This window comes from Streptomyces sp. VRA16 Mangrove soil, from assembly GCF_017377775.1.
Lineage (GTDB): Bacteria > Actinomycetota > Actinomycetes > Streptomycetales > Streptomycetaceae > Streptomyces.
In genome coordinates, this window is sequence record NZ_JAFVLN010000011.1 from 264139 (window position 1) to 277618 (window position 13480).

Below are 13480 nucleotides of genomic sequence, written 5' to 3' on the forward strand. Positions count from 1 at the left end.
CCGGGCCGTGCGGGCGGGCGGTGTAGCGAAGGCGGCGGCGGGGTGTCAGTGGGGCGGCCTAGACTCGTACGGCGATGAGCAGCCTCTTTGACGACAACTTCCTGGCCAGCTTCCAGAGCGGTACGCAGGAGCCCCCGCCGCCTCCGGAGGACGAGCACGACAGCTCGGCACCGGAGCCGATCCCGGACGACCTGTTCGGCGGGAAGTTCGACGTGCCTCCGGCCAGGGACACGCACTACCGGGACGGGGCCCCGCGCCCGGCCCTGGACCCGGCGGCCCTCCTGGAGGGGCTGAACGAGAACCAGAGAGCGGCCGTCGTGCACGGCGGCTCGCCCTTGCTCATCGTGGCGGGCGCCGGTTCCGGCAAGACCCGCGTGCTCACCCACCGCATCGCGTACCTGCTGGCGCAGCGCGGCGTGCACCCCGGCCAGATCCTCGCGATCACGTTCACGAACAAGGCCGCGGGCGAGATGAAGGAGCGCGTGGAGTCCCTCGTCGGCCCGCGGGCGAACGCGATGTGGGTGTCCACCTTCCACAGCGCGTGCGTGCGCATCCTGCGCCGGGAGAGCAAGAAGCTGGGCTTCACGTCCTCCTTCTCGATCTACGACGCCGCGGACAGCAAGCGCCTGATGGCCCTGGTCTGCCGCGACCTGGACCTGGACCCGAAGAAGTTTCCGCCGAAGTCCTTCAGCGCCAAGATCAGCAACCTGAAGAACGAGCTGATCGACGAGGAGGACTTCGCGTCGACCGCTGCCGACGGCTTCGAGAAGACCCTCGCCCAGGCGTACGCGATGTACCAGTCCCGGCTGCGCGAGGCGAACGCGCTGGACTTCGACGACCTGATCATGACGACGGTCAACCTGATGCGCGCGTTCCCGGACGTCGCCGAGCACTACCGCCGCCGCTTCCGGCACGTCATGGTCGACGAGTACCAGGACACCAACCACGCGCAGTACGCGCTGGTGAAGGAGCTGGTCGGCCCCGCCGACAGCGACCCGGCCGAGCTCTGCGTCGTCGGTGACGCCGACCAGTCGATCTACGCCTTCCGCGGCGCCACGATCCGCAACATCCTCGACTTCGAGGAGGACTACGCGAACGCGACGACGATCATGCTGGAGCAGAACTACCGCTCCACGCAGACGATCCTCTCGGCGGCCAACGCGGTGATCGAGCGCAACGAGTCGCGCCGCCCCAAGAACCTGTGGACGAACGCGGGAGCGGGCGCCCAGATCACCGGCTACGTCGCGGACACCGAGCACGACGAGGCCCAGTTCATCGCCGACGAGATCGACCGGCTCACCGACGCCGGCGACGCGAAGCCGGGCGACGTCGCCGTCTTCTACCGGACCAACGCCCAGTCCCGTGTCTTCGAAGAGATCTTCATCCGCGTCGGGCTCGCGTACAAGGTCGTCGGCGGCGTCCGCTTCTACGAGCGCAAGGAGGTCCGGGACGTCCTCGCGTACCTGCGGGTGCTCGCCAACCCCGAGGACTCCGTCCCGCTGCGCCGGATCCTGAACGTGCCCAAGCGCGGCATCGGCGACCGCGCCGAAGCCATGATCGACGCCCTGTCGCTGCGCGAGAAGATCAGCTTCGCGCAGGCGCTGCGCCGCGTCGACGAGGCGTACGGCATGGCGGCCCGCTCCACGAACGCGGTGAAGCGGTTCAACACGCTCATGGAGGACCTGCGCACGATCGTCGAGTCGGGCGCGGGCCCGGCCACGGTCCTGGAGGCCGTCCTGGAGCGCACCGGGTACCTCGCCGAGCTGCAGGCGTCCACCGACCCGCAGGACGAGACCCGCATCGAGAACCTTCAGGAACTCGCGGCCGTGGCCCTGGAGTTCGAGCAGGAGAACGCCGCGGGGGACGCCGCCGAGACCACCGCCGAGGGCGCCGACGGCGCCGCCGAGACCTCGGGCGGCACTCTCTCCGACTTCCTGGAGCGCGTCGCCCTGGTGGCCGACTCCGACCAGATCCCGGACGAGGACGAGGACGGCAGCGGCGTCATCACTCTGATGACCCTGCACACCGCGAAGGGTCTGGAATTCCCCGTGGTCTTCCTGACCGGCCTGGAGGACGGCGTCTTCCCGCACATGCGCTCCCTCGGCCAGACCAAGGAACTGGAGGAGGAGCGCAGGCTCGCGTACGTCGGCATCACGCGCGCCCGCGAGCGGCTCTATCTGACCCGCTCCTCGATGCGCAGCGCCTGGGGCCAGCCCTCGTACAACCCGCCGTCCCGCTTCCTGGAGGAGATCCCGGCGGCGCACCTGGACTGGAAGCGGACCGGGCCCTCGACGCCGGCCGTCTCCACGAAGAGCATCGGCGGCGGCATCGCGGCCTCGCTGTCCTCCTCGCGCTCCCGCACGGGGTCGACGCCGGCGTTCGCCACGCGCAGGGCGAGCGAGAAGCCGGTGGTCTCGCTGGCGGTCGGCGACCGCGTCACGCACGACCAGTTCGGCCTCGGCACGGTGGTCGGCGTGACCGGCTCGGGTTCCAACGCGGAGGCGACGATCGACTTCGGCGACCCGAAGCCGAAGCGGCTGCTGCTGCGGTACGCGCCGGTGGAGAAGCTGTAGCCCTTGGAGGGCCTGGACTCTAGGTGGGGTCCAGGCCGTGGCTGCGCAGCCACGGCAGCGGGTCGATCGCGGATCCGCCCCCGGGCCGTACCTCGAAGTGCAGGTGCGGCCCGGTCGAGTTGCCGGAGTTCCCGGAGCGCGCGATGACGTCGCCCGCCTTCACCGGGCCGCTCATCACGGTGTGCGCGGAGAGATGGCAGTACCAGGTCTCGGTGCCGTCCTTGGCGGTCACTATCGCCATGTTCCCGTACGCGCTGTTCCACTGCGTCCGCACGGTGCCGTCGGTCGCGGCCATCACCGGCGTCCCGTACGAGACGGGGAAGTCGATGCCGGTGTGTACGGACATCCAGTTGATGCCGGCCTGTCCGTAGTAGGCGCTCAGCCCGCGCTGCTTCACCGGCAGCGCGAACTTGGGGCGCAGCGCCTCCTTGCGCTTGGCCTCCTCGGCGGCCTTCTTGCGGTCCGCCTCCTGCTTGGCCTTCAGGTCGATACGTTCCTGCGTGCGGCTCGCCCGGTCGGCGAAGTCCCCGGCGTCCTGCGAGAGATCGGCGAGCTGGGTGTCCAGCTTGTTGTTGGCGGCGGACGGCTTCACGGCGCTCGCGTCGGGCGCCGACGCGGCCTGGATGTCCTTGTCGTCGTCCCCGCCGATTCCGACCGAGGCCGCCGCGACCCCGGCGATACCGACGACGCACACCGACGGCACGGCCACGGTCAGCAGCGCGGAACGCTTGGCGGGGGTGCGGCGCCGGGAACGGGAGGAGCGTGCGGCGGCGCGCGAGGGGCGCGCGGGCGCAGGCTCGGGCTCGGGCTCCGGGTGCTCCCCGGCCTCGGATCCGGTGTCGGCCTCGGCCTCGGTCCCGGATCCGGCCCCGGATCCGGATCCGGTATCGGGTTCGGACGGGTAGTACGGGTCCGGAGTCTGCTCGTGCATCATCTGCTCGTGCACGGCGTGTTCGTGGACGGCATGTTCGTGCACGGTGTGGTCGTGCACGGCATGTTCGTGCGCGGCGTGGTCGTGGACGGTCGTCAGCTCGCCGGTGTCGCCTGCGCCGACGCCCGTCGAGTTCCACTGCGTCGCGTCGTACGCGCTCGTGTCGTACACCGTCGTGCCGAAGACCGGCGAATCGAAGGTCTGCGTGGCGTACGCGGTGGTGTCCCACTGGCCGGTCTGGCCCGTGTGGCCGGTGTGGCCGGTGTGCTGTCCGGCCGTTCCGGCCTGCGCCGGGATGTCGATGACCTGCTCGTGTCCGGCCGTGCCCCAGATGGCGGTCGTGTCGTAGCCGCCGGTGTCGTACGAGGCCGCGTACGGATCCGCGTACGGCTGCTGGAACTGGGGGTCCGTGTACCACTGGCCGGTCTCGTAGGAACCCGTGTCGTAACCGCCCGGTGCCGCGGTGGTCGCCGCTGTCGCAGCGGACGTCGTGTGGGACGTCGGAGAGGAACCGGTGTCGTACGGGTCGTCTCCCGGCATGTCACCGAAGAGCGGGTCGGCGGCGAAGCTGGTCGTGGAGTAACCGTCGTACGCCGCGTAGTGCGCGGTCCCCGACGGATGACGGTCGTTCACCAACTTCTCTTTCGCCTCGACAACAGGGGCTGCCAGAGCAGTGCGGCGACTGTACCCGGCAGTACGAGGGCACGACAATCTTCCGCAGGTTTCAGGCCCAGCGGAAACGGGCAATCGGCCGTGTTTCGGTGGACTGTGGGCATACCTTTGGCGCTGAGTTCGAGAAGCGTTCGAGCTCAGCGCCGTGTGGTGTGCCGGACGGGACGTGGAATCACGCCACCGTCAGACCGCCGACCGAGTCGGCGGCGCGCGCTCCTTCCACCGAGGGGTCGGCGTCGAGAGCCTGCCGGATGCCGGTCGCGACGGCCGGGTGCACCGGAAGCGCCAGATGACCGATGCCCGTCACCCGCACGTTCTGCACGAGCAGGTCCGGGTGGTCGATGGAGGCCGTCTCCAGCGGAACCATCAGATGGTCGAGGTCGCTCCAGAAGCTGACGAAGCGCGTACGGCACCCGGGCGCCGGCTGCCTCAACTCCTCCAGCACCGTGGAGCCCGGACGCATCTGCCGCACGATCGGGTGCGCGTCCGCGAGCGGCGCGACCCGGGTGCCCGCGTGCGGGGTGCCGAGCGTGACCAGGGTGCGCACGTGCTGGTCGCCGCCGAGGCGCTGCACGTAGTACCGGGCGATCAGCCCGCCGAGGCTGTGCCCCACGATGTCGATCCGGTCCTGGCCCGTGCGCTCGCACAGCTGCGTCACGTGCCGGCCGAGCAGTGTGGCCGCGGCGCGGATGTCACAGGTCAGGGGCGAGTAGTTGAGGGACTCGACCTGCTGCCTGCCGTGCAGGGTCAGGGAACGGCGCAGCAGGACGAAGACGGAGCGGTTGTCGATGAAGCCGTGCAGCAGCAGCACCGGCGGCTTCGCCGGCGCCGGCAGCCTGGGGGCGTCGGCCAGCGGCTCCAGGTCCTCCGGCAGCGGCCCCGCGTCCTGCGACGGTCCCGCGGGGAGCGCCGGCGGCCTGCGTCGTTCGGGGAGGATGCCCGAGGGATAGAGGAGGAGATGCCCGGCCAGGATGGCCAGTTCGAGTGCGGTCGCCTTCAGCAGCGCGATCGAGAGACCGGCCAGTCTGGTGGGCAGTAGAGGGCAGAGCGGGCGAAAGGGCAGCGCCCTCGTGACCTTCATCGGCCGACCTCCCGTCGGCACGCGGGGGGCTGCTCTGTCCCCCGTGTGCACTCATGGGGAGCCGGCCGGTCTGGCGGTGGTCGGGCCGATGCGCCGATTCATCGACTCGTGTCCTTCGCCCCGTGCGAGTCGGTCCGCACGACGACGAAAGCACCGTGCCACCGTGCCGTGCGGCTGTCGGCGCGGTGGCGCGGCGATCTCGTAGCGGCTCCCCTCGCGCCTGTCCCGGATGCGGCGGATGAGCCACCTCATGGGGGTGCGGCGCGCAGCGAACGTGTCCCACCGTGTGATTTCCCCCTCCCTCCGCACCGCGAAACGGCCGGTTGCGGGATGCTGTCGATAACGTTCGTTCACTTCGGTTATCCGCGAGGGGATATCCGGAACCCGGAGGTGCCGGGAGGCACCGGGCCCCGGGGGTCAGTCACTTCAGGGAGGCAGTGATGGGTGTGGCAGCCGGTCCGATCCGCGTCGTCGTCGCGAAGCCGGGGCTCGACGGCCACGATCGCGGAGCCAAGGTGATCGCGCGTGCGCTGCGCGACGCCGGTATGGAGGTCATCTACACGGGGCTGCACCAGACCCCCGAGCAGATCGTGGACACCGCGATCCAGGAGGACGCCGACGCGATCGGTCTCTCCATCCTCTCCGGGGCGCACAACACCCTCTTCGTCCGTGTGATCGAGCTGCTGGCCGAGCGGGACGCCGCGGACATCAAGGTCTTCGGCGGCGGGATCATCCCCGAGGCCGACATCGCGCCCCTGAAGGAGAAGGGCGTCGCGGAGATCTTCACGCCCGGCGCGACCACGGCGTCGATCGTCGACTGGGTCAACGCCAACGTCCGCCAGCCCGCGGGGGCGTAACCCCTCCGGGGATCGCCGGGTGCCAGGGTCGGCGTGCCGCCGGGGGCTTGTCCGTGCGGTGTCGGGTGCCAGGGTCGGCGTGCCGCCGGTGGCTTGTCCGTGCGGTGTCGGGTGCCAGGGGCGGTGCGCAGCCGGGGGCTTGTCCGTGCGGTGTCGGGTGCCAGGGTCGGCGTGCCGCCGTGGGCTTGTCCGTGTGGTGTCGGGTGCGGCTTTCGTCGTGGCCGGTCGCGCAGTTTCCCGCGCCCCTGGCGGGGCCGATCCCGACCCCGGGTGCGGTTCAGGACGCCCCGGGCCCGGCCGGGGCTAGTTCCTCGCGCATGGCGTGCCGCAGCCGCAACGTCCCGACGAGCCGCTGGAACGCCTCGGCCCAGTACCCCCCGGCCCCCGGCGCCGCCCCCTCCGGCTCCTCCACGGCGGCCGTGAGCCCTTCGAGTCGCACGGCCTCGCCGGGGTCCAGGCAGCGCTCCGCCAGCCCCATCACCCCGCTGAAACTCCACGGATAACTCCCCGCGTCCCGCGCGATGTTCAGCGCGTCGACGACGGCCCGCCCGAGCGGCACCGCCCACGGCGTGGCACAGACCCCGAGCAGCTGGAACGCCTCGGACAGACCGTGCGACGCGATGAACTCCCCGACCCACTCGGCCCGTTCCTGCGCGGGCAGCGCCGCGAGCAGCTTCGCCCGCTCCGCGAGCGACACCGCCCCCGGCCCCTCGGCACCTGCGGCCGTCGCGGGTCCGAGCAACGCCCGCGACCATCCGATGTCGCGCTGCCGCACCGCGGCCCTGCACCAGGCGGCGTGCAGCTCGCTGCGCCAGTCGTCGGCCACCGGCAGCGCCACGATCTCCTCGGGCGAGCGCCCGCCGAACCGCTCCGGCCACCGGTCGAGCGGCGACGCCTCCACCAACTGGCCCAGCCACCACGACCGCTCGCCCCGGCCCGCCGGAGGTTTCGCCACCACCCCGTCGCGCTCCATCGCCGCGTCGCACTCGTGCGGTGCCTCGACGGCGATCGTCCCCGCAGCACGGTCGAACGCCACGCAGGACAGCGCCCGGTCCGCCATGCGCGCGGCCAGCGCGGAACGCGGCAGAGCGGACAGCAGCTCGGCCGCCGTCGCCCGTACGTTCCTGCTGCGGTCGGTGAGTGCCTGCTCCAGGAACGGCTCGTCCGCGTCGCTGAGCCCGGTGCGCAGCGAGTCGAGGAACATCAGCCGGTCCTCGGCGCGCTCGGTGCCCCAGGTCCCGGCGAGCAGCGCGCCGGCCGCCTCGGGATCGTGCGCCCGCACCGTGGCCAGCAGTGCCACCCGCTCCGCGAACAGCCCTTCCGCCCACAGCAGTTGAACCTGCTCCGTCTCCTCGGGCGCGGGCAGCGCGGTGCCCGCGCCGGGAGTGGCCCGCAGCGCGAACTTCCAGTCCGGGTTGAGCCGGCCGAGCCACAGGGCGCGCGGCCCGGCGAAGGTGAGCGCCTGCGGCCGCAGATCGGTGCGTCCTCGAGCGGCGTCAAGGAGGGCGGGCAGCAGTTCGGGCGGCGGCGCGTACCCGTACGCGTTGGCCGTGGCCAGCCACTGCGGGAGCAGTTCGAGCAGATCCGGGGTCGACCCGCGGCGGGTGGTGCCCGTACCGGGCCGGTCGGTGAGCAGCATCGCGAGGCGCCGCCGCGCTGCAGCGGGCAGCGGAGTACGCGGATCGTCCCCGGCGGGCTCGGGCGGCGCCGGCGCCGGGGCGGGCCGCAGCCCCGCACGCCGCCGCACGGTCTGCGCGGCGGCCTCGTCGAGCAGCCCCCGCGGCGTGACGGCCCCCCGCCGCTCGGTCCCGAGCAACGCGGCGGTGACCAGCTCATCCCAACTCACAGCCATGACATCCCCCTCCGATCCAACACCCGTCCCACTTCATCCCGCCTGTCCCCGTCCCCCGGCCTTGGGTGATGCGCATCTCCGCCCTGTCGCCTCGGACAATCTGCCGCGATCCCCGAAGCCTCGGGCAATCTGCCGCCCGCTCCACCCGCCTCGGGCAATCCGCCGCCCGCCCCCACCCGCCTTGGGCAATCTGCCGCCAAGGGCGGCAGGGTGGGCAAGGCGGCACCCCGGCGCCGGGCAGGCGCTCCAGTGGGCCCCAGCCCACGGCCCCGAAACCAGAACCACGGCCCCGAAACCAGAACCGCGGCCCCGGGCGAGCACGGATCGGGCCCACGCCCAGGCACGCCCAACTCCCCACCGCGCAGCCCCCTTCAGCACAGCGAAACGACCTCCCCCGCCTCCCCGCTCCACACGGCCAACGGCCGGAACCCCCGGAACCCGCACTCCCCGAACACCGTCACCGGCCCACCCCCCGACACGGCCACCAACCGCCACAACCCGGCCGCCCCCACCGCCTGCGACGTCAGCGGAAGCGCCGCCTTGCCCTCGGCGTCCGCCAGCTGCCACCCCCCACCGTCGGGATCCCGCGCCGGCACGACATCCGCGAGCGTCACCGGCCACGACTCCAGCCATGGATCCTCCGCGAGCGCCTCCCCGTACGCCGCGAGCCCCGCCGCGACATCGACTCCCGTCGGCCGCGGGCCCATCGGCCGCGCCGCCCCGAACTGCTCACCCAGCTCCGCCCGCAACGTCCGCGCCCCGGGATACCCCGACACCACGGCGTCCACGGTCAGCCCGGCCGGCAGGGCCAGGGACGGAGCGCGCCCCGCGGCCCCGTAAGAGAGGAGAAGCACGGTGCGGCGCGACCCCGTGCCGTACAGCCATATGCGGCGCGTGGTGAGATGCCCGTCCGCCGCGTCGTACTGGGCCAGCACCAGCCAGTCGTCCCGCACCGCGGCCTGCGAGGCCGACGCCGGAAGCCCCACGCGGGAGCGGACCGTGGTCGCCAGATCCGCGGGCAGCTCGGCCCGGTGCAGCCAGCCCTGAACGAGCAGGTGGAGCAGCGCGCACTCCTCAAGGAGCCGCACCGGCCAGCCGGGCCCCGAACCCGGTATCGCCCCCAACTCCCGCACCCGCGCGGCGAGTCCGGGTGCCTGCGCGTCGACCATGCGGGCCGCCGTCTCCTCCCACAGCCCGTACCCCGACTGCTCCGCCTGGGCCAGCCCGCCGCGCAGCAGGTCCGTCAGACGCTGTTCGAGCTCGGTGGCGCCCGCGGTGATCCGCTGCGCGCGCCGCTCGGCTCTGCGCCGGGCGGCCTCCGGATCGGCCGCCGCCGCGCCGGCGTCCGCACCGGGCGCCGCCTGCGCGGTCCGCTTCGTCGCCGCCCGCTCTCTGCGCCCGGCCAGCCACTGCTCCGCCCATTCCGGCGCCTCCTGCCCGGCCGGCACCTGCTGCTCCCCGCCCGCCCAGAGGAGCAGCAGCCCCAGCGCGTGCTTGCACGGGAACTTCCGGCTCGGGCACGTGCACTTGTACGCGGGGCCCGCGCCACCGCCCGCCCCCGTGTCCACGATGGTCTGGTACGGCTTGCTGCCGCTGCCCTTGCACTGTCCCCACACCGCCCCCTCGTCCGAACTCCCGGTCTGCGACCAGGGCCCCGCTGCCCCGAGCTTGCTTCCCGCCTTGCGTGACGACGCGTCAGGCGCCAGTGCCAGCACCTGGTCCGTCGTCCAGCGCACCCCCTGCTGAGTCATGTCTTCGACGGTAGATCCCGCCACTGACAATCCCTCCGGGAACGGCTCTGACCTGCACCGATCGCGGTCGGAAGATCGATTGTCAGTGGCGTGGTGCACCGTGGAATCCAACGCGCGGCGAGGGCGGTCGAAGCCTTCCGTCGTGCTGGTTCGAGCTGGGCGACACACAGCCACACCCAGTGATTGACGGCGATTCACAGCGATGCAGGGTGAGTTGGAGGGGGACTGCCATGACCGTTTCCGTCGAGGAGCAGACCGGGGCCGGCGCGGAGGATCAGGCGCTGCGGCCGCACGCGGAGGACGCGTTCGCGCACGAGCTCGCCGCGCTGGCCGCGCAGGACGACCGGCCGAGGCCGGCCCGCTGGCGTCTGTCGCCGTGGGCCGTGGCCACGTATCTGCTGGGCGGCACGCTGCCGGACGGCACGGTGATCACACCGAAGTACGTGGGCCCGCGGCGCATCGTCGAGGTGGCCGTGACGACGCTGGCGACCGACCGGGCGCTGCTGTTGCTGGGCGTTCCGGGCACCGCGAAGACCTGGGTGTCCGAGCACCTCGCGGCCGCGGTGAGCGGGGACTCGACGCTGCTGGTGCAGGGCACGGCCGGTACGCCGGAGGAGGCGATCCGGTACGGGTGGAACTACGCGCAGCTGCTGGCGCACGGCCCCAGCCGGGACGCGCTGGTGCCGAGCCCGGTCATGCGGGCGATGGCGGAGGGGATGACGGCGCGGGTCGAGGAGCTGACCCGGATCCCCGCCGATGTGCAGGACACGCTGATCACGATCTTGTCCGAGAAGACCCTGCCGATACCGGAGTTGGGGCAGGAGGTGCAGGCGGTGCGCGGCTTCAATCTCATCGCGACGGCCAACGACCGCGACCGCGGGGTCAACGACCTGTCGAGCGCGCTGCGCCGCCGCTTCAACACGGTGGTGCTGCCGCTGCCCGCGAGCGTGGAGGCGGAGGTCGACATCGTCGCGCGCCGGGTCGAACAGGTCGGCCGTTCGCTGGAGTTGCCGACCACGCCCGACGGGATCGACGAGATCCGCCGGGTCGTGACCGTCTTCCGCGAGCTGCGCGACGGGGTGACCGAGGACGGGCGTACGAAGGTGAAGTCCCCGAGCGGGACGCTGTCGACGGCGGAGGCGATCTCCGTGGTCACCAACGGCCTCGCGCTGTCCGCCCACTTCGGGGACGGCGTGCTGCGCCCCTCGGACGTCGCCGCCGGGATCCTCGGTGCCGTGGTGCGCGATCCGGCGGCGGACCGGGTGGTGTGGCAGGAGTACCTGGAGGCCGTGGTCCGCGAGCGGGACGGGTGGAAGGACTTCTACCGGGCCTGCCGAGAGGTCAGCGCATGACGGGGCGGGACAGCGGGCCGCTGCTCCTTGGGGTGCGCCATCACGGGCCGGGTTCGGCGCGGGCCGTGGGCCGGGCCCTGGACGAGGCGCGTCCGGCCGCCGTGCTGATCGAGGGCCCGCCGGAGGCGGACGGCCTGGTGCCGCTCGCCGCCGAGCAGGGCATGCGGCCACCGGTCGCGCTGCTCGCCCATGTCGTGGACGAGCCGGGGAAGTCGGCGTTCTGGCCGTTCGCCGAGTTCTCGCCCGAGTGGGTCGCGATCCGCTGGGCCCTGGAGCACGGGGCGCAGGTCCGCTTCATCGACCTGCCGGCCGCGCACAGCCTGGCCCTGCGCGACGCGGAGACCGCGACGCAGGACCCAGGGGAGCCGGGGAAGTCAGGGAAGCCGGGGAAGTCAGGGGAGCCAGGGGAGCCAGGGAAGCCGGGGGAGCCAGGGAAGTCGGGGGAGTCGGGGGAGCCAGGGGACGCGCGTGAGGAGGCCGTGCGGATCGACCCGCTGGGCGTTCTTGCCGAGACCGCCGGGTACGACGACGCGGAGCGCTGGTGGGAGGACGTCGTGGAGCACCGCGAGGGCGACGCCTTCGCCGCGCTCGGCGAGGCGATGACCGCGCTGCGGGAGTCGTACGGGGACGGCGGGCACGACCGCGACCTGGTGCGCGAGGCGTACATGAGGCTTCAAGTGCGCTCGGCGCAGCGGGAGTTCGGGACGGGGAGCGAGGTCGCGGTGGTGTGCGGGGCGTGGCACGTGCCCGCGCTGCGGCAGAGGAAGACCGTGGCCGCCGACCGCGCCCTCCTCAAGGGCCTGCCCAAGGCGAAGGTCGACATGACCTGGGTGCCGTGGACCCACCGGCGCCTGGCGCGTACGAGCGGCTACGGCGCGGGGATCGAGTCGCCCGGCTGGTACGGGCATCTGTTCAGCGCCCCCGACCGGCCCGTGGAGCGCTGGCTGACCAGGGTCGCGGGGCTGCTTCGCGACGAGGACCGCATCGTGTCGTCCGCGCACGTCATCGAGGCGGTGCGGCTCGCCGAGACCCTGGCGGTGATGCGGGGCAGGCCGCTGGCGGGCCTGACCGAGACCACCGACGCCGTGCGGGCCGTGCTCTGCGAGGGCTCCGACGTCCCGCTGGCGCTGATCCACGACAAGCTGGTGGTCGGTGACGTCCTGGGGGAGGTGCCGGAGGGGGCGCCCGCGGTGCCGTTGCAGCGCGACCTGACCAAGCAGCAGCGCTCCCTGCGTCTCAAGCCGGCCGCGCTGGAGAAGGAGCTGGACCTCGACCTGCGCGGGGACACCGACGCGGCGCGCAGCCGGCTGCTGCACCGGCTGCGGCTGCTCGGCATCGGCTGGGGTGAACCGGCGAGGTCCGCGCGCGGCTCCACCGGCACCTTCCGGGAGACCTGGCGGCTGCGCTGGGAGCCGGAACTGTCGGTGCGGGTCGCCGAGGCGGGCATCTGGGGCACGACCGTGCTCGCCGCGGCGACGGCCAAGGCGGAGGCCGACGCGGTCGCCGCGCGCGCCCTCGCCGATGTCACCGCGCTCGCCGAGCAGTGTCTGCTGGCGGGTCTTTCCGACGCGCTGCCCACGGTCATGACGGTCCTCGCCGACCGCGCTGCCCTGGACACGGACGTCGGCCACCTCGCGCAGGCGCTGCCCGCCCTGGTCCGTGCCCTGCGCTACGGGGACGTGCGCGGCACCGACACCACCGCGCTCGCCGGGGTCGCCGCCGGACTCGCCGAGCGGGTCTTCGTCGGGCTGCCCCCGGCGTGCGTGGGCCTCGACGCGGAGGCGGCCGGCGAACTGCGCGGCCATGTCGACGCCGTGCACGCGGCCGTCGCCCTGCTGGAGGACGACGGACTGCGCGGGCGCTGGCGGGCCGTGCTGCGCACCCTCGCCGGGCGCGACACCGTGGCCGGGGTGATCCGCGGCCGGTGCGCGCGGATCCTGCTCGACGAGGGCGAGCTGACCGACGACGACACGGCCCGGCTCATGGGCCTCGCCCTGTCGCCGGGCACACCGCCCGCCGACGCCGCCGCCTGGATCGAGGGGTTCGTCGGCGGCAGCTCGGGCGGCGGCCTGCTCCTGGTCCACGACGAGCGGCTGCTCGCCCTGGTGGACGGGTGGCTCACGGGGGTGTCGGGCGACGCGTTCACCGACGTACTGCCGTTGCTCCGCCGCACGTTCTCGGCGTACGAGCCCGGCGTGCGCAGATCGCTGGGCGAGCTGGTCCGGCGCGGGCCGGGCACGGCGGCGGCGTCCGTCGCGGCCGGGGGGCTCACCGGGTTCGCCGAGGAACTGGACGCCGAGCGGGCCGACGCTGTCAGGCCTGTCGTCCGGCTGCTGCTCGGTGCCGGTGCCGGTGCCGGTGCGGGTGCGGGGGGCGGCGGATGAGGGGTGGGGTGGCCGGGGTGCGGTGCC

Annotated in this window: 8 protein-coding genes; 4 read left to right on the forward strand and 4 right to left on the reverse strand. The window is 73.0% G+C overall.

Translation table 11 applies throughout. From position 1 onward, the window contains the following. Positions 1 to 74 precede the first annotated feature (74 nt). Positions 75 to 2573, forward strand: coding sequence for a DNA helicase PcrA (gene pcrA / locus J3486_RS28255; protein WP_207825170.1), 2499 nt, complete (start codon positions 75 to 77; stop codon positions 2571 to 2573). A gap of 19 nt (positions 2574 to 2592) precedes the next feature. On the opposite strand, the gene J3486_RS28260 is transcribed toward pcrA, so the two are convergent. Both J3486_RS28260 and J3486_RS28265 read right to left on the reverse strand, forming a co-directional pair. Next, on the reverse strand, positions 2593 to 4137 hold the full coding sequence (locus tag J3486_RS28260) for a peptidoglycan DD-metalloendopeptidase family protein (protein WP_307804965.1): 1545 nt from the start codon (positions 4135 to 4137) through the stop codon (positions 2593 to 2595). A 211-nt stretch (positions 4138 to 4348) separates the two neighbouring features. Then, entirely contained in the window at positions 4349 to 5257 is a 909-nt protein-coding gene (locus J3486_RS28265) for a triacylglycerol lipase (RefSeq protein WP_207825174.1), read from the reverse strand. A gap of 440 nt (positions 5258 to 5697) precedes the next feature. Here J3486_RS28265 and J3486_RS28270 point away from each other — a divergent pair, with 440 nt between their 5' ends. Then, on the forward strand, positions 5698 to 6114 hold the full coding sequence (locus tag J3486_RS28270) for a cobalamin B12-binding domain-containing protein (RefSeq protein ID WP_207825175.1): 417 nt from the start codon (positions 5698 to 5700) through the stop codon (positions 6112 to 6114). Positions 6115 to 6391: 277 nt separating this feature from the next. On the opposite strand, the gene J3486_RS28275 is transcribed toward J3486_RS28270, so the two are convergent. Further along, a complete protein-coding gene (locus J3486_RS28275) occupies positions 6392 to 7966 on the reverse strand; it encodes a DUF5691 domain-containing protein (RefSeq protein WP_207825177.1) in 1575 nt (524 codons plus the stop codon). 371 nt (positions 7967 to 8337) lie between these two features. Next, positions 8338 to 9717 carry an SWIM zinc finger family protein gene (locus J3486_RS28280; protein ID WP_207825179.1) on the reverse strand — a complete coding sequence of 460 codons (1380 nt, stop codon included), beginning with the start codon at positions 9715 to 9717 and terminating at the stop codon, positions 8338 to 8340. Positions 9718 to 9947: 230 nt separating this feature from the next. On the opposite strand from J3486_RS28280, the gene J3486_RS28285 reads away from it, so the two are divergent. Together J3486_RS28285 and J3486_RS44405 are read left to right on the forward strand one after the other, a co-directional pair. After that, positions 9948 to 11069, forward strand: a complete 1122-nt coding sequence (locus J3486_RS28285; RefSeq protein WP_207825182.1) for an AAA family ATPase — start codon at positions 9948 to 9950, stop codon at positions 11067 to 11069. Further along, positions 11066 to 13453, forward strand: coding sequence for a DUF5682 family protein (locus J3486_RS44405; RefSeq protein WP_229378691.1), 2388 nt, complete (start codon positions 11066 to 11068; stop codon positions 13451 to 13453). Before J3486_RS28285 ends, J3486_RS44405 begins: the two co-directional genes overlap by 4 nt. Positions 13454 to 13480 lie beyond the last annotated feature (27 nt).